Origin of the sequence: Demequina maris, from assembly GCF_000971155.1 — a bacterium.
GTDB lineage: Bacteria > Actinomycetota > Actinomycetes > Actinomycetales > Demequinaceae > Demequina > Demequina maris.
This window is the reverse complement of record NZ_BBLX01000007.1, coordinates 71,512-93,839: the sequence shown is the minus strand read 5'-3', so window position 1 is coordinate 93,839 and position 22,328 is coordinate 71,512. Positions and strand designations below refer to the sequence as shown.

At 72.0% G+C, this 22,328-nt stretch carries 18 protein-coding genes, 1 tRNA gene and 1 other RNA gene; 12 read left to right on the top strand and 8 right to left on the bottom strand.

From position 1 onward, the window contains the following. Position 1: 1 nt before the first annotated feature. The 3 genes from AOM02_RS09755 to AOM02_RS09745 all read left to right on the top strand — a co-directional run bounded on the left by AOM02_RS09755 (position 2) and on the right by AOM02_RS09745 (position 2,010). On the top strand, positions 2 to 1,036 hold the full coding sequence (locus AOM02_RS09755; RefSeq protein ID WP_062298962.1) for a DUF998 domain-containing protein: 1,035 nt from the start codon (positions 2 to 4) through the stop codon (positions 1,034 to 1,036). A 155-nt stretch (positions 1,037 to 1,191) separates the two neighbouring features. Continuing rightward, positions 1,192 to 1,551 (top strand): DUF2200 domain-containing protein, encoded by a 360-nt coding sequence (locus tag AOM02_RS09750; RefSeq protein ID WP_062298961.1) that lies wholly within the window; start codon positions 1,192 to 1,194, stop codon positions 1,549 to 1,551. An 18-nt stretch (positions 1,552 to 1,569) separates the two neighbouring features. After that, positions 1,570 to 2,010 (top strand): VOC family protein, encoded by a 441-nt coding sequence (locus AOM02_RS09745; RefSeq protein ID WP_174442421.1) that lies wholly within the window; start codon positions 1,570 to 1,572, stop codon positions 2,008 to 2,010. A gap of 12 nt (positions 2,011 to 2,022) precedes the next feature. Here the strand turns inward: AOM02_RS09745 and AOM02_RS09740 are convergent, their stop codons facing one another. Further along, the gene (locus AOM02_RS09740; RefSeq protein ID WP_062298960.1) at positions 2,023 to 3,783 is read right to left on the bottom strand and encodes a SulP family inorganic anion transporter; all 1,761 of its coding nucleotides are present in this window, start codon (positions 3,781 to 3,783) and stop codon (positions 2,023 to 2,025) included. A 39-nt stretch (positions 3,784 to 3,822) separates the two neighbouring features. Between AOM02_RS09740 and AOM02_RS09735 the strand changes: the two genes are divergently transcribed. The 3 genes from AOM02_RS09735 to AOM02_RS09725 all read left to right on the top strand — a co-directional run bounded on the left by AOM02_RS09735 (position 3,823) and on the right by AOM02_RS09725 (position 8,052). Then, positions 3,823 to 4,980 (top strand): FUSC family protein, encoded by a 1,158-nt coding sequence (locus AOM02_RS09735; protein WP_062298959.1) that lies wholly within the window; start codon positions 3,823 to 3,825, stop codon positions 4,978 to 4,980. Positions 4,981 to 5,080: 100 nt separating this feature from the next. Beyond that, positions 5,081 to 7,021: a glycoside hydrolase family 127 protein gene (locus tag AOM02_RS09730; protein WP_082105014.1), complete on the top strand. Its 1,941-nt coding sequence runs from the start codon at positions 5,081 to 5,083 to the stop codon at positions 7,019 to 7,021. A gap of 38 nt (positions 7,022 to 7,059) precedes the next feature. Then, positions 7,060 to 8,052: a LacI family DNA-binding transcriptional regulator gene (locus tag AOM02_RS09725; RefSeq protein WP_062299044.1), complete on the top strand. Its 993-nt coding sequence runs from the start codon at positions 7,060 to 7,062 to the stop codon at positions 8,050 to 8,052. Between the two features lie 188 nt (positions 8,053 to 8,240). Here AOM02_RS09725 and AOM02_RS09720 read toward each other — a convergent pair whose 3' ends face one another. From AOM02_RS09720 to AOM02_RS09700, 5 genes are all read right to left on the bottom strand, one after another. After that, a complete protein-coding gene (locus AOM02_RS09720; protein ID WP_169746618.1) occupies positions 8,241 to 8,945 on the bottom strand; it encodes a YesL family protein in 705 nt (234 codons plus the stop codon). A gap of 8 nt (positions 8,946 to 8,953) precedes the next feature. Beyond that, complete coding sequence (locus AOM02_RS09715; RefSeq protein WP_062298957.1) at positions 8,954 to 10,306, bottom strand: arabinan endo-1,5-alpha-L-arabinosidase; 1,353 nt, start codon at positions 10,304 to 10,306, stop codon at positions 8,954 to 8,956. A gap of 1 nt (position 10,307) precedes the next feature. Continuing rightward, positions 10,308 to 11,258 (bottom strand): carbohydrate ABC transporter permease, encoded by a 951-nt coding sequence (locus tag AOM02_RS09710; protein ID WP_082099472.1) that lies wholly within the window; start codon positions 11,256 to 11,258, stop codon positions 10,308 to 10,310. An 18-nt stretch (positions 11,259 to 11,276) separates the two neighbouring features. Next, positions 11,277 to 12,230: a carbohydrate ABC transporter permease gene (locus AOM02_RS09705; RefSeq protein ID WP_082099471.1), complete on the bottom strand. Its 954-nt coding sequence runs from the start codon at positions 12,228 to 12,230 to the stop codon at positions 11,277 to 11,279. Between the two features lie 78 nt (positions 12,231 to 12,308). Beyond that, positions 12,309 to 13,721 carry an ABC transporter substrate-binding protein gene (locus tag AOM02_RS09700; RefSeq protein WP_062298956.1) on the bottom strand — a complete coding sequence of 471 codons (1,413 nt, stop codon included), beginning with the start codon at positions 13,719 to 13,721 and terminating at the stop codon, positions 12,309 to 12,311. 387 nt (positions 13,722 to 14,108) lie between these two features. Between AOM02_RS09700 and AOM02_RS09695 the strand changes: the two genes are divergently transcribed. Genes AOM02_RS09695 through arfA form a run of 3 tightly spaced genes read left to right on the top strand, consistent with a single transcriptional unit; the run spans position 14,109 to position 18,053 of the window. Continuing rightward, the gene (locus AOM02_RS09695) at positions 14,109 to 15,392 is read left to right on the top strand and encodes a glycoside hydrolase family 27 protein (RefSeq protein ID WP_228373810.1); all 1,284 of its coding nucleotides are present in this window, start codon (positions 14,109 to 14,111) and stop codon (positions 15,390 to 15,392) included. Positions 15,393 to 15,412: 20 nt separating this feature from the next. Further along, positions 15,413 to 16,504, top strand: coding sequence for an arabinan endo-1,5-alpha-L-arabinosidase (locus tag AOM02_RS09690; protein WP_062298955.1), 1,092 nt, complete (start codon positions 15,413 to 15,415; stop codon positions 16,502 to 16,504). A 46-nt stretch (positions 16,505 to 16,550) separates the two neighbouring features. After that, positions 16,551 to 18,053 carry an arabinosylfuranosidase ArfA gene (gene arfA / locus AOM02_RS09685; RefSeq protein ID WP_062298954.1) on the top strand — a complete coding sequence of 501 codons (1,503 nt, stop codon included), beginning with the start codon at positions 16,551 to 16,553 and terminating at the stop codon, positions 18,051 to 18,053. Positions 18,054 to 18,344: 291 nt separating this feature from the next. Here the strand turns inward: arfA and AOM02_RS09680 are convergent, their stop codons facing one another. Beyond that, positions 18,345 to 19,031 (bottom strand): LytR C-terminal domain-containing protein, encoded by a 687-nt coding sequence (locus AOM02_RS09680; RefSeq protein WP_062298953.1) that lies wholly within the window; start codon positions 19,029 to 19,031, stop codon positions 18,345 to 18,347. A gap of 30 nt (positions 19,032 to 19,061) precedes the next feature. Beyond that, positions 19,062 to 19,149: transfer RNA gene (locus tag AOM02_RS09675), tRNA-Ser, on the bottom strand. A gap of 146 nt (positions 19,150 to 19,295) precedes the next feature. On the opposite strand from AOM02_RS09675, the gene ffs reads away from it, so the two are divergent. The 3 genes from ffs to recR all read left to right on the top strand — a co-directional run bounded on the left by ffs (position 19,296) and on the right by recR (position 22,211). Further along, positions 19,296 to 19,392, top strand: an RNA gene (ffs, locus tag AOM02_RS09670) — signal recognition particle sRNA small type. 64 nt (positions 19,393 to 19,456) lie between these two features. Further along, a complete protein-coding gene (locus AOM02_RS09665) occupies positions 19,457 to 21,403 on the top strand; it encodes a DNA polymerase III subunit gamma and tau (protein ID WP_062298952.1) in 1,947 nt (648 codons plus the stop codon). 211 nt (positions 21,404 to 21,614) lie between these two features. Beyond that, entirely contained in the window at positions 21,615 to 22,211 is a 597-nt protein-coding gene (recR, locus tag AOM02_RS09660) for a recombination mediator RecR (RefSeq protein WP_062298951.1), read from the top strand. Positions 22,212 to 22,328 lie beyond the last annotated feature (117 nt).

Here is a 22,328-nt window from a genome sequence, read left to right as displayed (position 1 = left end):
CATGACCGACGACGACCCGCGGATCCCGTTGCGGGACCGGGCTCAGACCACCCTCGAGCTCACCGCCACCGGGCTCGGCGCCCTCGCCTTCGGCGTGGTCGCCCTCATCGCCCTCCCGGTCTTCGGCTTCGACCCCGCGCCGATCGCCGGCCCGGACTCCATCGGGCAGTACGCGGCGCTCGCCTCGGCGGTCGCGGCGATGCTCGCGTTCGCCGCCGGCCGGTACGTTCTCCACACGCAGGGGCGACCCCGGATCTCCGGGGCGCTCGACGTGGTGGACGTGGCGGCAGTCGCCTTCGCGCACGGCGTCATCGCGTTCCTCAGCTGGACGCTGACGGCGGTGATCCTCTCGGACGCGTTCATCGGCGCTACCGTGTTCTGGCTCCCGATCGTCGCCCTCAGCGGCGCGACCGCGGCCGTGTCCGCCTACGTCGCGTTCCTGTCCGCCGCGCACATGGACTCGCAGCTCCTCGCGATCGTGCTCGCCGTGTTCCTGGTCGAGGGCGTCCTCGCCAGCATGCTGACCGCCAGCGATCCCGACTGGTGGAAGATCCACCTCAGCGCGCTCGGCGTCTCGCACGACGTCTCGGCTCTGGCCTTCAACCTCACGCTCATCGTCGCCGGGTTCCTGGTGACGATCCTCGCGCGCGTCGCCACCCGCGACATCCCCACCGCGACCGAGCAGGGCGTGCGCCGGGTCCGGCTGTCGCTCATCGTGGTGGGCATCTTCCTGGGGCTGGTCGGCGTCTTCCACGTCGACACGCACTTCTGGATCCACACGTTCGTCGCCAGCGGCATGGCCGTCGCCTTCGGCGTGCTCACCTTCCGCCTGCGTGCCTGGGTGCCGGGCATCTCGCGCGCGTTCCTCCCCGTCGGATGGACGTTCGTCGCGGTGATCGTCGTGACGGCGGTCTTCTTCGCGGTGGGCTACTGGGCGCTGACCGCGGTCGAGCTCGTCGCCGGGGTGCTGGTGTTCACCTGGATCATCCTGTTCCTGCGCAACGTGGGTGCGCTGCACGCGGACACGACGCGGTAGGCGTCCGCGCGCTTGCACCGTCAGCGGTACCGCGAGCGCCGCGCATGGCCCTTTCCGCACCATGAGCGGTACGGCTGGCCGAGGGGCCGTACGGGCCACGGGACGATGCGCTCGTAGGCTGGGACGCAGCACCACCGTCCCCGAGGAGCACCGCCATGGCCGACGACCGCATCCGTCGCATGACCTTCGCGACCATCTACCCGCTGTACGTGAAGAAGGTCGAGCGCAAGGGCCACACGACCGAGGAGCTCGACACCGTCCTCACCTGGCTGACCGGGTACGACGAGGCCGGCATCCAGGACGCCGTGGCCGACGAGCGCACGCTCGAGGAGTTCTTCGCGCAGGCACCCGCGATGAACCCGCACACGGACCTCATCACGGGAGTGATCTGCGGCGTCCGCGTCGAGGAGATCGAGGACCCGCTGATGCAGCAGATCCGCTGGATGGACAAGCTGGTCGACGAGGTCGCGCGCGGGAAGCGGATGACCTCCATCCTGCGCGCCCCGGTGGGCTGACCCAGGAGGCGTCCGACCATGGCGATCATCCGGCTGGACCACGTGACCGCGGCGGTCCGGGACCTCGACGCCGCGATCGCCTTCTTCGAGGCGCTCGGGATGACTGTCGAGGGCAGGGCGCCCATCGCGGGCGACTGGGTCGACCGGGTCACGGGGCTCGAGGGGACGCGGACGGAGATCGCGCTCCTGGTCACGCCGGACGGTCACGGCCGCCTCGAGCTGACGCGCTGGGACAGCCCGCCCGGCACCGCGCCCACGCCGCACCCGGCCCCCGTCAACGCGCTCGGCTGGGCCAACGTGATGTTCGCGGTCGACGACATCGACGCGGCCGTGGCCACCCTGGCCGCGCACGGCGGCGCGGTGGTCCGCGAGATCGTGCGCTACGAGGACGCGTACCGCCTCTGCTACGTGCGCGGCCCGGAGGGGCTGGTCGTCGCGCTGGCGGAGCCGCTGGGCTGACGCGCGGCAGGCTCACCCGTCCGGGTCGGCCTCGTCGTCCTCGGCGCCCGCCGCCTCGTCCCACCGGGTGCCCTCGAGATCGCCGCGCAGGGTGCCGGTGAGGTCGTCGACCGCCGCCCCGACGGTGGGCCAGAACCGGTCCGGAGTGAAGCGCTCCGCCATCCCGTAGCGGCGCAGCTGGTCGACCACGGGGTCCTTCATCTCCGCGAAGACGAGCCGCACGCCCCGTGCGTGAAGGTAGTCGTCGAGCTCGACGAGCTGGTCGATCGCCGTGGTGTCGATCCCCGTGATCGGCTCCGCCGCGAGGACCACGGTGCTGATGTCCTCGCCCGCCGCGTCCACCCGCGAGCGCACCCAGTCGTTGAAGACCTCACCGTTGGCGAAGAAGAGCGGCGCGTCGAATCGCACGAGCACGATCCCGGGGATCCGGTCGCCGCTCTCGGGGTAGCGCGACAGGTCGTGGTAGCCGCGCAGGCCCCGCACCCGGCCCAGCTCCGCGCGGTACGGGCGCCACGACCGGTCGACGAACGCGAGCAGCGACAGCACGATCGCGACCACGATGCCCTCGAGGACGCCGATGACGAGCACGCCGGCGGAGGCCGCGAGCGACAGCACCGCGTCGAGCCGGTTCATCCGCCACAGCCGCACGAGCGCCGGCACGTCGATGAGCCCGAGCACCGCGGCGACCACGACCGCCGCCAGGCTCGCGTCGGGCAGGTACGCGGTGAGCCCCGGCACCAGCAGGATGAACACGACGATGAGGGCCGCCCCCACCACCCCCGTGAGCTGCGTGCGCGACCCGGCCTGCTCCGCGACCGGAGTGCGCGAGGACGATGCGGACACCGGGAAGCCGCCGAGTGCTCCCCCCGCGATGTTCGCGATGCCGATCCCCGACAGCTCCGCGCTGCCGCTCACCGTCTCGCCGCGCCGGGCCGCGAGCGACCGCGACAGCACCGCGCTGTCCGTGAACGCGACGAGCGCGATGCCCGCGGCAGGGGCGAGCAGCGACCACGCGTCGCCGGCGGTCAGCCCGCCGAGCGCGGGCGCCGGCAGCCCCGCCGGCAGAGCGCCCACGACCGGCAGCTCGTCGGCGAGCCCGAGCGCCCACGTCGCGACCGTCGCGAGCACCACCGCGACCAGCACGCCCGGCACCGGCGACCGCAGCCGGCGCAGGACCAGGATCACCACGAGCGAGCCGAGCCCCACGGCCGCCGCGGCGGGCACCGCGTCGCCGCCGACGACCCCGCGCGCGGTCGCCGCGAGCTCGTCCCACATCGAGCCGTCCTCCACAGGCACACCCAGCAGCTTCGGCAGCTGCGAGGCGATCACCACGAGCGCGATCGCGTTGAGGTAGCCCACCCTCACGGGCTTCGACAGCAGGTCCGTGACGAAGCCCAGGCGCAGGACCCCGCCCACCAGCATGAAGGCGCCGACGAGGATCGACAGCAGGCCCGCGAGCGCGACCGCGCGGGTGGGGTCGCCCGCCGCGAGGGGCAGGATCGAGGCGGCGATGATGGGCGCGAGGGCGGAGTCCGGGCCGAGCACGAGGATCCGCGACGGCCCCACGAGCGCGTACGCGACGAGGGGCACGATCGTCGCGTACAGGCCGGTCTCCGGCGGCAGCCCCGCGACCCGCGCGTAGCCCATCCCGGCGGGGATCAGGAGGGCCGTGACGACGATGCCGGCGCGGACGTCCGGCCACAGCCAGGCGCGGTGGTACCCGCGGGCCACCCGGATGCCGGGCAGCCACCGGTCCATCGCCGTGGTCGCCATCGCCGCCCCTGCTCCCATCCTCGCAAAGGAGCAGGGACGATGCGCGGGCTCGGCGGCCTGCGTGGCACCCTGGCGGGGGAGGCCTGCGGCATGGCGGACGATGCGCGCGCGGCCCGGGCGCGCGACCGGGTGACGGGCACCGGTCGCGCCTGGGCGGGCGGCGCCGGCCGCGCCGTCGCCAGCCTGGGGACGATGCAGCGGTTCGAGGGCCGCCGCTGGCCGGTCGCGCTGCAGGCGGCCGTGGCGATGGCGACCCCGGCCGCGGTCGGCGTGCTCACCGGCCACGCGAGCACCGGGCTGCTCGCCTCGAGCGGCGCGTTCACGACGCTCTACGCGGCGCATCGGTCGCCCGCCGAGCGGGCCCGCATCCTGCCGCTCGTGGCAGTGGTGCTCACCGCGTGCGCCGCCGCGGGCGCGGCGACGGGTCCCTGGCCGCTCGCCACGGGCATCGGCCTGATCGTGGTCGCGGCGGCTGCGGCGGCCCTCGTCTACGCGTTCTCGGTGGGGCCGCCGGGCCCGCTGTTCCCGCTCATCGCCTACGGGCTCGCCTCCCACGTCAGCGTGCTCGAGGACGGGGTCCGGCACACGCCGCCGGGTGAGGTCATCGGCGCCTTCGCGGCAGGCACGGCGTTCGCGTGCCTGGTCGCGGCGAGCTCGCTCCTCCGCGCGCGGAACCGGGTGCCCGTCGCCCCGCTGCGTGCGCTGCTGCCCGGGCCGCGGTGGGACGCGGTCACCACCGAGCTGTTCGTGCGCGTGCTCATCGTCGCCGTGGTCGGGACCACGGTGAGCCTGGTCCTGGTGGACCCCGAGCGCGCCTACTGGACGGTGGGCGCAGGCCTCGCCGTCATCGGCGCGCGCCCCGGCCGGCGCCACGCGGCGCAGCGCGGGATCCACCGCATCGTCGGCACGGCCGCCGGCGCCGCGCTGTACGTGGCCGTGGCCGGAGCACTGACGCTGCCGCCGCTCGCACTGGCGGCGGTGCTCGGCGCGCTGCAGTTCGGCGCGCAGATGCTCGTGGTCCGCCACTACGCGCTCGCGCTCGTGTGCATCACCCCGATGGTGCTCATCCTCGCCGGGGCGGCCCGCGGCGAGGACCCCACGATGGTCGTGGTGATGGAGCGGGTCCTCGACACGGCGGTCGGCGCGACGCTGGGGGCGGCCACGGGGCTCCTGCACCGCGTGCGACGCTCGCCCTAGTCCCCTTTGCCGACAGGAACTAGGCCGGAGGGGCATCCGCGCGCTAGGATTTACATCGTTGCAAAATCGCGTCCCCATCGCTTCCGCTCAAGGAGGAGCCATGCGCATGGTCCGCACCCACGACGTCTGCTCTCCGGCGACGCCGTCCGCGGTCGCCGCCCACGACCTCACGCCGCTGCCCGTCGGCGCCGTGCAGCTCGACGCGTCCCGCGAGCTGGGCGCGTGGCAGCGCATCAACCGCGAGCGCACGCTCCCCCACGTGGTCGAGCGGATCGAGTCGACCGGTGTCCTGGACAACCTTCGCCGGCTGGTCGGCGACTCGGACGCGCCGTTCCGTGGGCCGCTGTTCGCGGACTCCGACCTGCACAAGACGCTCGAGGCGATCGCGTGGGAGGCGGCCCGCGTCCCCGCCGACCAGCCCTGGGAGGCCTTCACCCGCGCCGCGACGACGCTGCTCGCGCGGGCGCAGCGCGACGACGGCTACCTCGACTCGCACGTCCAGGGCGACGAGGCGCGGCAGCCCTGGACCGACATGCGCTGGGGCCATGAGCTGTACGTGCTCGGCCACCTCATCCAGGCCGCGGTCGCGCGCGAGCGCGCCACCGGGGACGACGACCTCATGACGGTCGCCCGCCGCTTCGCGGACCTCGCCGTCGCCGAGTTCGGCCCGGGCGCGGAGCGGATCGACGGCTATTGCGGCCACCCCGAGGTCGAGACCGCGCTGGTCGAGCTGTACCGGCACACCGGCGAGCGCGCGTACCTCGACACCGCGGCGGCGATGCTCGACCGGCGCGGCTCCGGCGCGCTCGGCACCGGGCCGTTCGAGTCGGGCTACTTCCAGGACCACCTCCCGGTCCGCGAGTCGCGCGAGGCGACGGGTCACGCGGTGCGGCAACTCTACCTCGCGGCCGGCATCGCGGACGTCGCCGCCGAGACCGCCGACCCGGGGCTCGCCTCGGCGCTGGACGACCTCTGGGTGTCGGCGCACGGCACCAAGGCGTACGTCACGGGCGGCATGGGCTCGCGCCATCGCGACGAGTCGTTCGGCGACCCGTTCGAGCTGCCCCCGGACCGGGCCTACGCCGAGACCTGCGCCGCCATCGCCGCGTTCCAGTGGAACTGGCGGATGCTGCTCGCCACGGGCGGCTCGCGTCACGCCGACGCGATGGAGCAGGCCCTCTACAACGGCATCGCCTCCGGGGTCTCGACCGACGGACGCCGATTCTTCTACTCGAACCCGCTGCAGCTGCGCGACGGGCACGACGGCGCCAGCGAGGACGCGCCGTCGGAGCGCCTCGACTGGTACGGCTGCGCGTGCTGCCCGCCCAACCTCGCGCGGCTGGTGTCGTCGCTCGGCGCGTACGTCGCGACCGGCACCGAGGCGCGCGCCCGGCTGCACCTCTACGGTGCCGGCACCGTCCGGCTCGGCGCCACCACGCTCACGGTCCGCACCGACTACCCGTGGGACGGCCGCGTCGAGATCGCGACGTCCGGGCCGCTCGAGGAGCTCGCGCTGCGGATCCCCGGCTGGTGCGCGGCGGCGACGCTCGAGGTGGACGGGGCCCCCGTCGACGCGACGGCCGGGCCCGACGGCTACGTCCGCGCCGCCGTCGCCCCGGGCGACCACCGCATCGTCCTCACCCTGCCCATGCCGGTGGACGTCCTCGCGCCGCACCCGCGCGTCGACGCCGTCCGCGGCTGCGTCGCGCTGCGCCGGGGACCGGTCGTCTTCTGCCTCGAGCAGTGCGACCTGCCGCCCGGCGTCGCGCTCGAGGACCTGCGCATCGATCTGAGCACCCCGCCCCGCGTCGGCCCTGGTCTGCGGTCGTTGCGCGCCGGCGCGACCGTGCTCGCCGAGGGCATCGTGCGCAGCTCCGAGGGCTTCCCCCGGACCACCGCGCTCCTGCGGTCCTCGCGCCCGGCGGCGCCTTCTGGCATGCTTCCTGGCAGGATCGCCCTGCGCGCCATCCCGTACGCCCGCTGGGCGAACCGCGCAGGCGGCGCGATGCGCGTGTGGATCCCCATCGACGAGGAGGTCTAGGCCACGTGAACGGATCGGGCGTGCGCGGCACGGTGACGATGCATGACGTCGCCGCCCGCGCGGGAGTGTCCATCAAGACGGTCTCCAACGTGGTCAACGACTACCCGCACATCCGCCCCGCCACGCGGGCGAAGGTGCAGCAGGCGATCGACGAGCTCGGCTACCGCATGAACCTGTCGGCACGCAGCCTGCGTCAGGGCCGCACCGGGATCATCGGCCTCGCGCTGCCCGAGCTGTCGCTGCCCTACTTCGCGGAGCTCGCCGACTCGGTCATCCGTGCGGCCGAGGCGCGCGGCGTGGTCGTGCTGATCGAGCAGACGAGCGCGGACCGCCAGCACGAGCTCGACGTCCTCACGTCGGACCGCCGCCAGCTCACCGACGGCCTCATCTTCTCGCCGCTCGAGCTCGGCCCCGACGACGCGGACGCCCTCAAGGTCGACTACCCGCTGGTGGTGCTCGGCGAGCGCATCTTCGGCGGCGACTGGGACCACGTCACGATGAACAACGTGGACGCGGCACGCGCGGCGACGCAGCACCTCATCGACCAGGGCCGCCGCCGCATCGCGGTGATCGGCGCGCACGCCGGGGAGACCATGGGCTCGGCCGCGCTACGCGTGCTGGGCTACCAGGCGGCCCTCGCGGCCAACGGCATCCCCTTCGACCCCGATCTCGTGGTCGAGGGCGGGCTGTGGCACCGCGCCACCGGCGCCGACTGCACCACGCGCGTGCTCGACGCCGGCGTCAAGGTGGACGCGATCTTCGGCCTCAACGACGCGCTCGCGCTCGGCGCGCTCCACACGCTCCACGCGCGCGGGGTGTCCGTCCCGGACGACATCGCGGTGATCGGCTTCGACGACATCGAGGACGCCGCGTACGCGTCCCCGACCCTGTCGTCCATCTCGCCCGGCCGCGAGGAGATCGCGACGATGGCGGTGGACCTGCTGCTCGCGCGCATCGCGGGCGAGGACACGCCCTACCGCCGGGTCATCACCGACTTCGAGGTGGTCCCGCGCGAGTCCACGGCGGCCTGAGGACTCTCGCTCCCGCGTACCCGCTTCGCTTCGGGGAGCTCAGCGACGGATTCCGCCGGTGGGCGACTCCTGCGGGGAGCTCAGCGACGCTCTCCGCATGCAGCCGTCGCTGACTTCCCCGTAGGAGTCGCGAACTTCGCAGAAACGTCGCCCAGTTCCCCGGTGGGCTCCCGGCCCCCGGGCGCGCCTCAGGCGATCGAGCCGCGCGCGTCGACCTTGTCGAGCCAGCGGTCGACGATGAGCCCCGACAGCAGCAGCGGCACCGAGATCCCCATGAGGATGAGCAGCGGCACCCAGTTGAGGAGCACGATCGTGATCGCGACGGTGGTGACGATGCAGCCGAGCGCGGTGAAGGGCGACAGCAGCGGCGACAGCGCGACGAAGCGCAGCGCCTGGAGCGGCGGGTCGCTGTAGCGGCGCAGCACGTGCGGCGCGTAGGCGAGGCAGGCCACCGCGTAGCAGCCGAGGGCGAGGATCGCGCCCGTGAGCACGGCCGCCATGGTGCCCTCGCCGTACGCGAGCAGCACGAGCAGCTCGTACCACGCGAGGCCGATGACCACGATGAACGGCGCGGTGACGGTGGCGGCGCGGCGGAAGTCGGAGCGGTAGCCGCCCCAGAAGTCCTTCCAGAGCGCGTCCGAGGCGTCGCCATCGACGATGCGGCGCAGCAGCCTGGCGCCGGACGCCGTCGCGGGGCCGAGCCCCAGGACGCCGAGCCCCAGCACGGTACCGGCGACCATGAGCAGCTGGATGCCGACGAACTGCGCGACGACCCGCAGCCACACCATGACGCGCCCGGTCCAGCCGGGGACCTCGTCGACGTCGGCGGGCGTGCCCTCCATCGGAGGCAGGCGCTTCTTGCCCCCGCGCTCGTCCCGCTGCCGTTCCGTCACGACAGCCATCATCCCACCCGGGTCCCGGCGACCACCGTGCCCTTGGGCCCGATGGCCGCGAACGACAGCGTCGCACGACCGCGCACCGCGTCCCATGCGGGGAACACGACGGCGTCGACCGGTGCCTCGCCGTCGCGGGTGAAGCGGCCGCGCCCGTGGGCGGCCAGGCCCACGAGATCGCCGTCGCCCACGACGATGCGACGGGACTCCTGGACGACGTCGGTGGGCAGCGACCAGTCGACGATCTCCCACTCGCCCGCCAGCACGGACACGTCCGAGGGCCATGTGGACTCGTCGTCGGTCTCGCGCTCGCCGGCCCACGTCTGGACGGACACGAGCGGCCAGCCGCCGCGCGTCCAGACCAGGCGGCGGACCTGCACCTCGTGCTCGCGCGGCGTCTCCGCGAAGCGCGTGTGGTGCACCAGGAGCTGGTGGCCGGGCTCGGTGAGCACCGACGCGTGACCCGGCGCGAGGATCCCCCGCGAGGCGCCCTCGAGCCGATGGCTCGCGAGCACGGTGAGACCCACCTGGAGCGGGTCCGCCTCGAGGTCGGTCATCTCGCGGCCCTCGTGGTCCACGTAGGGCCCGTACAGGTCCTCCGCCACGGCGACGCGCACGTGATACGTGTTCACGAGCGAGTCGTACGACACCACGAGCGCCCAGCCGCCGCCGGGCCGCGGCACGATGTACGGGCCCTCGATCGCGGTGTCGACGGAGCGCGGCCGACGCGCGATGAGCGTGCCGAAGGACGATGCGGGGGCGCCGGGCGCCGGGGCGTCCAGCGCGAAGCCGGTCGCCGGGTCGATCTCGAGGACATGCAGGCCGCCGAAGAACGAGCCGTAGACCAGGTGATGGCGCGCGCCGTCGACGACGAGCTGCGCGTCGATGGCGTTGTGGCCGTCGCGGTCGTGCTCGGTGGCGACGACGATGCCGCGGTCGCTCCACGGCCCGCTCGGGTGCGGCGCGACGGCCAGCCCGATCGCGGACGTGCGCGAGCCGAACGACGACGCCGAGTAGTACATGCGCCACTCGTGGCCGTCGACGGTGTCGACGCGGACGACGTCCGGGGCCCACAGGCCCTCGGCGCCCGCGTGCTCGCGGGCGGGCGCGGGCACGCCGTCGAGGGCGCAGCCGACGTACTCCCAGCTCACGAGGTCGGTGGAGCGGCGGATCTGGGCGCCGGCGGCGCGCAGCGGGCCGCTCGCGTCGGCGTCGGTCGAGAACAGCCAGTAGACGCCGTCCTCGTCGCGGACCGCGGTCGGGTCGTGCGCGTTGCGCGCGCCCCAGGTCGCGGGCTCGGGCCTGGAAGGGGCAACGGCCCCGGCATCGTCTGCCGGGGCCGTGTGCGAGGTGCTTGTCATGTCAGGTCTTCGATCCGGTCAGAGCGATCGACTCGATGATCTGACGCTGGAAGATGAGGAACACGATGAGGATCGGGACCACCGAGATCACCGACGCGGTCATGATGAGCGGGTAGTCGCGCTGGGTGGCGTACTGCACGTTCATGTTCGCGATGACGACCTGGAGGGTCTGCTTCTCAGGCGTGTTCAGGTAGATGATCGGCGCGAGGTAGTCGTTCCACACCGCCATGAACCACAGGATGAACTGCGCGGCGATCGCGGGTCGCATGAGCGGCAGGATCATCGTCCAGAAGATCTTGAGGTAGGAGGCGCCGTCGATCTTCGCGGCCTCGACCAGCGAGTCCGGCACGTTGTGCAGGTACTGGCGGAGGAAGAAGATCATGATGACGTTGCCGAGGATCACCGGGATGATCAGTGGCAGCAGGGTGTCGACCCAGCCGATCCGCGAGAACATGATGAACTGCGGGATCATCAGCGTCGGGAACGGCACCATCATGCCCGACAGCAGCGCGATGAAGATGACGTTCTTGCCCGGCAGGCGGAGCTTCGCGAGGGCGAAGGCCGCGAGCGACGAGAACACGGTGCCGACCACGGTGACCGAGATGGCCACGATCAGCGAGTTCTTGATACCGGACAGGACGTACGTGTCCTGGAAGACGCGGACGTAGTTGTCCCAGACGAACGGGTCGGGGATCCACTCCGGCGGGAGGGCGTAGACGCCATCCTTGGTCTTGAGCGAGGTCGAGACCATCCACACCAGCGGGGCCGCCATGATGACGGCGCCGAGCGACAGGATGATCGTCAGGATGACGTTGACCGCAGGGTTCTCCTGGGTCGCGCCCTTGCGGCGCTGGAAGACGCCGACCTTGGGGGCCTTGTTGCCGTGGTCCGGCTCGCCGGCACCGGCGAGGGCACGGGAAGCCGCACGTGCCGTGTTCTGGTTGAGGCTCATCGCAGTATCTCCTTCGCCTCAGTCGATCGAGAATTCGTTGGCACGGTTGATGCGGAACTGGATCGCCGTGACGATGAGGACCAGGATTCCCAGCACCAGCGCCATCGCGGTCGCGTAGCCCATCTGGAGGTTGCGGAAGGCCTTGTTCCAGATGTACCAAACCAGCGAGGCCGTGCTCCATTCGGGTCCGCCGGTCGGCGTCATGATGTTGATCTCGGTGAAGATCATGGAGCCACCGATGATGTTGGTGACCACGAGGAAGAACGTCACGGGCTGGACCATCGGCCACGTGATCTTCGTGAACTTCTTCCAGCCGTTCGCGCCATCGAGCGAGGCCGCCTCGTAGAGCGACCGCGGCACCGCCTGGACAGCCGCCAGGTAGAGCAGCATGGAGTAGCCCATGCCCTTCCAGACCGCCATGATGATGATCGCGGGCTTGGCCCACGTCGAGTCGGCGAGCCAGTTCGGGCCGTCGATGCCCACCAGCGCGAGCGCCTGGTTCACGAGGCCGAAGTCGCCGTTGTAGGCCCACTGCCACAGGATCGCGATCGCCGCGAGCGAGCTGATCACCGGGATGTAGTAGACCGTGCGGAAGAACGTGCGTCCGCGGATCTTGCGGCTCAGCGCGAGCGCGAGCGCGAGCGAGATCGCGAGACCGATCGGGATGCCGATCATGTAGAAGACCGTGTTCCAGAGGGCCTTCCAGAAGTACGGGTCCTTGACGAGCAGCACGTAGTTGTCGAACCCGATGAACGTCATCTTGCCGATGCCGTTCCAGTTGGTGAGCGACGCGTAGATCGAGAAGCCCATCGGGAAGAGCAGGAACGCCACCCACCCGAGCACCGGCGCCGCCATGAACGCCGCGGCCCAGCCGTGCTCCTTGCGGTGCATGCGCCGGCTGCGCTTCTTCGCCGCCTTCGCGTCCTCCTTCGACCAGGTGGTCGTCTCGGCGGGGGGAGCCGTTGTCGCCATGATCCGTCCTTCTTCCTTACGAGGAGAGAGGGGGGCCGGCGGAGCGCCGGCCCCCCTCTCCTTCGTCACTGCTGCTGCTTAGCCGGTGACCTTGGCCTGGTCTGCGGAGATCCAGGACTGGTCGAGGAGCGACTGCATCTCGGTCTGCTTCGAGGCCACGAAGTCGGCGGCCGTCTGCGAGCCGTTGTCGACGACGTTCTCGATGCCGATCCAGAAGTTGTCGTACCACTCCGGGGTGTAGGTCCACACGCCGGGGAGCGGGCGGCCCTTCGACTCGGCGATCTCGAGGAACGCCTTGGTGTTGGCGGGCCAGCCGGCGGCCGGAGCGTCGGTCTCGATCCACTCGCCGGTCGCGTAGTCGATCAGGTTCGGGATCTGCACCTTGTTCTCGGCGAGGATCTTCTGCGCCTCGAGGTCGGTCGACAGGTAGGTCGCGAGCTGGGCCGCGAGCTCCTTGTTGGCCGAGTTCTCCGAAACGGCGATGCCGAGCGAGCCGAGCCAGGTCGACCAGTCGTCACCCTCGTTGGCAACCGGGTAGGGGATGACGTCGTAGCCGAAGTTCTCGGGGTCCGTCTCCGCCTTCTCGTTGTAGGTGGCGATGTCCCACGGCGCGACCGGGAAGAAGCCGAGCTCGCCGGCCATCCAGCGCTGGTAGGTGTCGAGCGTCTGCGCCTGCTCGACCGACGGGGTCACGCCCTCGACGAGACCGAGGTCGGCGAACCACTGCAGCGCCTCCGCGAACTCCGGGGTGTCGACCGTGACGGTCTTCTGGTCCTCGGAGATCCAGTCCGCGCCGGCGCCCCAGACGAACGCCTGCGAGTTCCACACCACGTTGAGGCCGGTGCCCCAGTGGTCGAGCTCGCCGTCGTTGTCCATGTCGACCGTGAGCTCCTTGCAGAGCGCCACGAACTCGTCGAACGTCATCGGCTCGTCGGCCGACGGGGCCTCGAGGCCCAGCTTGTCGAAGAGGACCGTGTTGTAGCCGAAGCCGAACGGACCCACGTCCTTGGGCAGGCCGTACAGCGGGTCGGCCGAGTCGCCGCGGACACCGGTCTCGGTGTTGAAGCGGTACGCGTCGGTACCGAACGACCAGATGTTGTCGATGACGTCCTGGCCCACGTAGTCGGTGAGGTCCGCGAGGACGCCCGCGTAGACGTAGCCCATCATCTTGCCGGGCTCGATGTAGAAGACGTCCGGGACCTTGTTGCCGGCGATGGCCGCCTGCAGCTTGGTCGCGTACTGGTCCGCGTCGGTGATGATCATCTTCACCTCGGCGCCGGTCTCCTCCTCGAAGGCGTCGATAGCGGCCTGGTAGGCCAGCTTGTCGTAGTCGCCGCCGCGGAACATGAACGTGAGCTGGTTCGCCGCGGTGCCGCCCGCGGTGTCGGGCTCCTCGCTGGCGTTGCCGCTCGAGCCGCCCGAGCTGCACGCGGCGAGCGTGAGTGCGCCCACCATCGTGGCGGTGATGGCCGCCGCCTTGATCTTTCGCATATGCTGCCTGCCTCCCTTTCATCGTTGAAGAGTGAGGTCGGCCCGGATACAACTATCCCTTGCGGGGGAGTCTGTCGCATCCTGGTCGTCGTTGACCCCAGGCTCAGTGGGACCGGCCCCGTGCCGGCTCCTTTACAACGATGGAACAATGACACGGCGCGAGGCCGTTGGTCAAGTCCAGCAGGTCACGATTACGAAACACATGCGAAATACGGCCGACTGCCAGGGACGATGTTGCCGGCCCGGTGGAGCAACCGGTCGCCGGCCCCCATTCCTGGGACCGCGGCGGTGCCCGCGCGGGACCCGCCGCAGGTACCCTCGGTTTGACTCGCGCGGCCCTGTTTGGGCACGATCGCGTTACAACGATGTAGACGGGAGACACCTCAGATGCTCGCCACGACGCCTCCGATGGGCTGGAACAGCTGGGACAGCTACGGCACCACCGTGACCGAGGACGAGGTCCTCGCGAACGCCCGCGTGATGGCGGAACGCCTGCTACCGAGCGGCTGGGACACGATCGTGGTCGACATCGCGTGGTACGACCCGACCGCCCGCTCGCACGGTTACAACGATGGTGCTCCGCTCGAGCTGGACGCCTACGGCCGCCAGATGCCGGCGCCGAACCGCTTCCCCTCGGCCGCCGACGGCGCGGGCTTCGCGCCGCTCGCGGCCCAGGTGCACGAGCTGGGCCTCAAGTTCGGGCTCCACATCATGCGCGGCATCCCGCGGCGCGCGGTCGAGCTCGACCTGCCGATCCTCGGCACGGACTACACGGCGAAGGACGTCGCCGACCTCGAGCACGTGTGCGCGTGGAACCCCGACAACTACGGGCTGAACCACGACCACCCGGGCGCGCAGGCGTACTACGACGCGCAGGTCGCGCAGTTCGCCGCCTGGGGCGTCGACTTCATCAAGGCCGACGACATGCAGGCGCCCTACTACGAGCGCGAGATCGCGGCCTACGCGACCGCGATCGCGCGCTCGGGCCGCGACATCGCGCTCTCGCTCTCCCCCGGCACCCACCTGTCGACCGCGCACGTCGAGCACCTGCGCGGGCATGCCCAGATGTGGCGCATCTCCGACGACCTCTGGGACCGCTGGGACGACGTGCACGCGCAGTTCGCGCGCCTCGCCCGGTGGGCGCCGTTCCAGCAGCCCGGCGGCTGGGCCGACGCGGACATGCTCCCGTTCGGCCGCATCGGCATCCGCGCGGAGCGCGGCGAGCCCCGCGACTGCCGCCTCACGCTGGACGAGCAGCGCACCCTCATGACCCTGTGGTGCATGGGCCGCTCCCCGCTCATGGTGGGCGGCGACCTGCCCACGAGCACGCCCGAGACGCTGGACCTGCTCGCGACGCCCGCCGTCGCGGAGGTCCTCCAGGGCTCGACCGACGGCCGCGAGCTGCTCCGCGAGCCCCTCGAGGGAGGCGAGCTGATCGTCTGGTCGGCCCGCGCCGCCGCGTCGGACCGCGTCTACGCGGCCGTCTTCTGGACCGGCGAGGCGCCCTTCGAGGCCCACGTCGCGCTGTCCTCGATCCTCGGGATCGGCCACGGCGAGGTGTCCGTCACGGACCTGTGGGCCGCATCGTCCCCCGCCGCCGTCGACACGACCACCCTCCTGGCGACCGTGCCCGCGCACGGCGTCGCCTGGGTCGCGCTCGACCCCCGCTGAACCCGTCGGAAGGACCTGACGTGACCGACACCACCGTCGACGCGCCCCCCGCCCGCCGCTCGCGGCGCACGCTCCTCATCGGCGGCGTGGCGGCCGTCGCCGCGCTCGGCCTCGCCGCCGGCGTGGTCGCCTGGAGCCCGTGGAGCGAGGACGTGGCCGCCGCGACCGCGCTCGAGCTGTCGGGCGACATCCACACCCACGACCCCGCGCTGGTCGTGGGCGAGGACGGCGAGGACTGGTACGTCTACTCGACCGGCGACGTCCAGAAGGGCTTCGGCTCCCCGCAGATCCGCCGCTCGACCGACGACGGCGAGACCTGGGAGTACGTGGGCACCGCGTGGGACAAGCCGGACGACGTGGCCTGGGTCTACGACGAGGTCTCGGGCGTGCAGAACTTCTGGGCTCCCGAGCTCGTCGAGCACGACGGCACCTGGTACCTCTACTACGCGGCGTCGACCTTCGGCACCAACGGCTCGGTCATCGGGCTGATGACCTCGCCCACGCTCGACGTCGACAGCCCGGACTACGGCTGGACGGACCAGGGCATGGTCTGGCGCTCGGCCCCGGGCGAGACCAACTACAACGCCATCGACGCGGGTGTCATCACGGCCGAGGACGGCACCGCCTGGATGACGTTCGGGTCGTTCTGGGGCGGCATCCAGCTGGTCGAGCTCGAGTGGCCGAGCGGCAAGCCGGTCGACGGCGCGGAGCCCGTCACCATCGCGACCCGCAACAACGCGACCAACGCGATCGAGGCGCCGTACCTCATGTACCGGGACGGCTACTACTACCTGTTCGTCTCGCGCGACAAGTGCTGCCAGGGCACCGACTCCACCTACTCGATCGCCGTGGGCCGCTCCACCGAGGTCACCGGCCCGTACGTCGACAGCTGGGGCAACTCGATGATGTTCGACGGCGGCGACGAGCTGCTGTCGACCCGCGGCACCATGATCGGACCCGGCGGCCAGTCCTACTCGGACGGCTACCTGGCCTTCCACTACTACGACGAGGACCTGGGCGGCGACTTCCAGCTCGCGATCCGGGAGCTCGGCTGGACCGAGGACGGCTGGCCCGTCGCGTGGACCGCGGACGAGCTCGCCTCGGACGCCTGACCCGTACCCGCATCGTCCCTACCCGCTCAACGGAGAGAGAGAACCCATGACCACCATCACCCTCCACCCGGACTTCCGCGTGGGCACCATCGACCGCCGCGTGTTCGGCTCGTTCGTCGAGCACATGGGCCGCTGCGTCTACACGGGCGTGTACGAGCCCGGCCACGAGACCGCCGACGACCACGGCTTCCGCGGCGACGTCGCGGAGCTGACGAAGGAGCTCGGCGTCACGATGCTGCGGTACCCCGGCGGCAACTTCGTCTCCAACTACGTGTGGGAGGACGGCGTGGGCCCGGTCGAGGAGCGCAAGCCGTTCCTCGACCTCGCGTGGCGCACGGTCGAGCCGAACCTCGTCGGCACGGACGAGTTCCTCCAGCACTGCGAGCGTCAGGGCATCGAGCCGATGATGGCCGTCAACCTGGGCACCCGCGGCGTCGACGCGGCGGTCGCGCTGCTCGAGTACTGCAACGGCGAGGCCGGCACGAAGTGGGCCGACATGCGCATCGCGAACGGCCGCGAGAAGCCCTACGGCGTCAAGCTGTGGTGCCTGGGCAACGAGATGGACGGCCCCTGGCAGATCGGCCACAAGGACGCCCACGAGTACGGCAAGCTGGCCGCCTCGACCGGCCGCGCGATGCGCCAGGTGGACCCGTCGATCGAGCTCGTCGCGTGCGGCTCGAGCTCGATGATGATGGACACGTTCGGCGAGTGGGAGCGCACCGTCCTGTCGTACTGCTACGACGTGGTCGACCACATCTCGATGCACGCTTACTACGAGGAGATGGACGGCGACCGCACGTCCTTCATCGCCTCCGGCACCGCGATGGCGACGTTCATCGAGCGCGTCGCGGCCTCGGCGGACGCGATCGGCGCCCAGAAGCGCTCCGACAAGCAGATCACCATCAGCTTCGACGAGTGGAACGTCTGGTACCTCTTCTCGCGCTTCGTCGGCGAGACGAACCTGCCCATCCAGCGCGACGCGCCGCGCATCATCGAGGACCGCTACTCGGGCCTCGACGCGGTCGTCGTCGGCGACATGATCGTGTCGCTGCTCTCACACGCGGACCGTGTGGCGATCGGCTGCCTCGCGCAGCTGGTCAACGTCATCGCGCCGATCATGACCGAGCCCGGCGGCGCGGCCTGGAAGCAGACCACGTTCCACCCCTTCGCCACCGCGGCGCGGCTGGCGGTCGGGGATGCGCTGCAGGTGAGGATCGACGGCGACACCATGGCCACCAAGAAGCACGGCGACGTGCCGACGGTGACCGCCGCCGCGACCATCGACCCGGAGACCGGCGCGCTCGCGCTGTTCGTCACCAACCGCACCGCCGAGGAGCAGGTCGTGACGCTGCGCACGCCCGGCGCCGAGACTCTCATCGAGGGCGGCACCGCCGTGCTCGCGGACCACGAGGGCGCGCGCGACGACCAGGCGGCGGCCGAGGCCTACGGCATGGTCGACGCGCTGCCCGTGGAGCACGGCGAGGGCACCATCACGCTGCGCCTCGCACCGGAGTCGTGGACCGCGTTCCACGGCACGATGCGCGGGTAGCGCCAGGACGTCGGGCCGCGCCGGGAGGGCACGCGGCCGGCGCGCCGCATCCGGGGGGAGGGCGGCGCGTGGACGACGGGGACGCGCCGCGGGGCCACGGCTCCGCGGCGCGTTCGTGTGTCCGGGGGCCGCGGCGACCGCCGCATCGTCTCCGGGCACGGCCGCGCGGGGATGCGCTCCGTTGATACGCACGCGTGCGCACCGCGCCGGGTGCGAGCCTGCCCGTATCAGCGGGACGCTTCGAGCAGCGCGCCGGCGGGACCGCCGCATCGTCGCGGGCGGCCCGGGCGGCTAGTTGCCGCTGTTCTTCTTCTTGTTCTTCTTGTCCACCGGGTTGTCCGGCAGGATGCGCGGCGCGGGCTCCGGGGTGACGAGCGCCACCGGCAGGCACTGCGCGTTGGCGGACAGCACGGCGTCGGGGTCGAGCTCGGGCGCGAGCGTGGAGCGCAGCTCGCCGGTCTCCGCGAAGCCCTCGCCGAGCACGATGTCGACGAGCGTGCCCTCGCGGTTGTCGAGGACCATGTCGACCTCGCCGTCGAAGTTCAGCGCGACGGTGTAGGCCTGGCGGACGCCGTCGGGGCCGAAGTAGAGGCGCACGTAGTCGCCGTAGGTGCGGCCCCAGTTCTCGGTGCTCACGACCACGTAGTTGCGGCCGTCGAGGTCGTCCGCGACGCTGCTCGCGAGGCCGTTGGTGTCCGTGCCGTTGAGGATGCGGACGCCCACGTTGCGGTGCTGCATCGCGGTCTTGTTCGCCGGCGGGCACACGAGCGTGATGTCGCTGTCGAAGGCGCCGGCGGGCGTGACGAACTCCTGCGAGAACGGGCCGTCGACGTCGCCCTTGTAGACGCCCGCGGCGAAGACGCCCGCGAAGGCGACGGCGATGAGGAGCACGCCGAACACGACGATCTGGCGCTCACGGCGGTGACGGCGCACCTGAGCGCGGCGGGCGTCGGGACGTCCGTTCGCTCGGTCGGTCACAGGCACCATCCCGTCACTGATCAGTACTACTGGCGGAGGATAGGGGATTCGAACCCCTGAGGGCTTGCACCCAACACGCTTTCCAAGCGTGCGCCATAGGCCACTAGGCGAATCCTCCAGGCCCGGCAATGGTACACGTGTCGAGACGATGCGTCGAAACGCCTCCCCGGGGGCGGTTCCGGGCCCGTGTCGGGTCGCGTCGCGGCGGTCCAGCGGCGTTCCCCGCGGCGGACCGGAGGGCCCTCGACTCCCGCTAGAATGGTGCGCGACCCCTCACGTGGCGATACCTCGCCCAACTCCCCCAGGTCAGGAATGAAGCAAGGGTAAGCGGGCTCTGTCGGGTGCGTGGGGGGTCCTTTCATGCCCGCACGCGGCTGTGGACGAGGCCGTCCCCGCTGTCCGAGGCCCCCACTAGAGTCGTACCCGTGACCACCGCTCTGTACCGCCGCTACCGTCCCGACACCTTCGCGGACGTCGTGGGACAGGAGCACGTCACCACGCCGCTCATGCAGGCGCTGCGCGCCGACCGCGTCAACCACGCGTACCTGTTCTCGGGACCGCGCGGCTGCGGCAAGACCACGTCGGCCCGCATCCTCGCGCGCTGCCTCAACTGCGAGAAGGGCCCCACCGACACCCCGTGCGGCTCGTGCCCCTCGTGCGTCGAGCTCGCCCGCGGCGGCGCCGGGTCCGTGGACGTCGTCGAGATCGACGCGGCCTCGCACAACGGCGTGGACGATGCGCGCGAGCTGCGCGAGCGTGCCGCCTTCGCGCCGGCGCGCGACCGGTACAAGATCTTCATCCTGGACGAGGCCCACATGGTCACGCCCCAGGGCTTCAACGCGCTGCTCAAGCTCGTCGAGGAGCCGCCGCCGCACGTGCGCTTCATCTTCGCGACCACGGAGCCGGAGAAGGTCATCGGCACCATCCGCTCGCGCACCCACCACTACCCGTTCCGGCTGGTCCCGCCGCCGGTGCTGCAGGGCTACCTGGAGACGCTGTGCGAAGCCGAGGGCGTGACCGTCGCCGGCGGCGTGCTGCCGCTCGTGGTCCGCGCGGGCGGCGGCTCGGTCCGCGACACGCTGTCGGTGCTCGACCAGCTGATGGCCGGCTCGGACGACTCCGGCGTGAGCTACGACCGCGCGATCGCCCTGCTCGGCTTCACCGACGCGACGCTGCTCGACGATGCCGTGGACGCGGTCGCGGCGGCCGACGGCGGCTCGCTCTTCGACGTGGTCCAGCGCGTCATGTCCACGGGGCACGAGCCGCGCCGCTTCGTCGAGGACCTGCTCGAGCGGCTGCGCGACCTTCTCGTGCTGTGCGCCGCGGGCGATGCGGGCGTGCGTGCGCTCGGTGCGATGCCCGAGGACCAGCTCGAGCGCATGACGGGTCAGGCGCGACGCCTCGGCCTGGCCCGCGCGTCCGCCGCCGCGGACCTCGTGAACGACGCGCTCACGCACATGGTCGGCGCCACGTCGCCTCGCCTCCACCTCGAGCTGCTGTGTGCGCGCCTGCTCGCCGCGGATCCCGGCGCCGCCCCCGCGATGCCGGCGGCTGCGCCTGCCGTGGCTGCTCCGGCCCCGGCGCCTGCTCCCGCTCCGGTGGCTGCGCCCGCTCCTGCTCCTGCTCCGACGCCGGTCCCGGCCGCCGCAGCGCCTGCGAAGCCCGCGCCCCCGGTCGAGGAGCCCGCGACCCCTGCGCCGGAGTCGCGCCCCGCCGCCGCACCCGAGCCCGCCCGGCCGGCAGCCCCCGCACCCGCGGAGCGGTCCGCGCCGGCCCCCGTGGCATCCGCGCCCGCGGCCTCCGAGTCCGCTCCTGCCGGCGGCACCGCCGACACCGAGCTGGTGCGACGCCGCTGGCCCGAGGTGCTCGGCACCCTCGAGCGCTGGCGCGTCACGTGGACCCTCGTGAGCCAGAACGCCCAGGTGTCGTCCGTCGCCGACGGCGTCCTCAACCTCGCGGTGTCGAACCCGAACCTCGTGTCGATGCTCGACGGTGGCAAGCACGCCGAGAACCTCCAGCTCGCGCTGCGCGAGACGCTCGGCATGCAGCTGCGCATCACCGCGACCGCGGGTCCGGTCGCCCCCGCGGCGAGCGCGCCCCGTGCCGCCGCTCCGGCCGCGCGCCCCGTGTCCGCACCCGCGCCCGCGCCGCAGCGCGCGACGGTCCCGGCCAGCGCTCCGGCACCCGTGGCCGCGCCCGCACCGCCGTCCTCCGAGGCCCCGCCGCCGTGGGACGTCCCGCCGCCCGAGGACGAGCCTCCGTTCCACGACGAGGAGGAGATCTCCGAGGACGACGCGCGAGCCGACTCCTCCGGCCTCAGCGCCGCGGAGATCCTCGCCAAGGAGCTCGGCGGCACCGTCATCGAGGACTGACCCTCCGCCCCAGCCGGCGCCCTTCGCGCCTGACCACCGTCGCCACCGCCTCCGACGCACCACCGCCTCCGACGCAACCGCCGTACGAGCCCACCCGCGGAGCGCGTCGCGCCTGGTGCGCGAGGTCGAGGGCGGTTCCGTACGCCGGTTGCGTGCAAGAGCGAGCCGCGGCTGACCGTCGGCGTCCCCGCCCGGGCCTACGCTTGTCCCCATGTACGACGGCGCGGTTCAGGACCTCATCGACGAGCTCGGTCACCTCCCGGGCATCGGCCCCAAGAGCGCCCAGCGCATCGCCTTCCACATCCTCTCGGCGGACCCGTCCGACGTGCGCCGCCTCGCGGACGCCATCACCACGGTCAAGGAGAAGGTGCGCTTCTGCAGCATCTGCGGCAACGTCGCCGAGTCGGAGCAGTGCCGGATCTGCACCGACCCGCGCCGCGCCGAGGACGTCCTGTGCGTCGTCGAGGAGCCCAAGGACGTCGTCGTCATCGAGCGCACCCGCGAGTTCCGCGGCCGGTACCACGTGCTCGGCGGCGCGATCGATCCGATGAACGGCGTCGGCCCCGACGACCTCCGCATCCGCGAGCTCCTCACCCGGCTCGGCGACGGCAAGATCGAGGAGGTCATCATCGCGACCGACCCCAACATCGAGGGCGAGGCGACCGCGACGTACCTCACGCGCATGCTCGTCCCCATGGGCGTCACGGTCTCGCGGCTCGCCTCGGGCCTGCCCGTCGGCGGCGACCTCGAGTACGCCGACGAGGTCACGCTCGGCCGCGCCTTCGAGGGCCGCCGCAAGGTCAGCTAGCGCCTCCACCTTCGCTGCGCACGGCTGGAACGCCGACACGCCGGCGACCAGGCCCGGGAAGGGCCGGATCACCGGCGTGTCGAGTGCGGAACCGTGCGGAGCGAACCGTGCGAGACG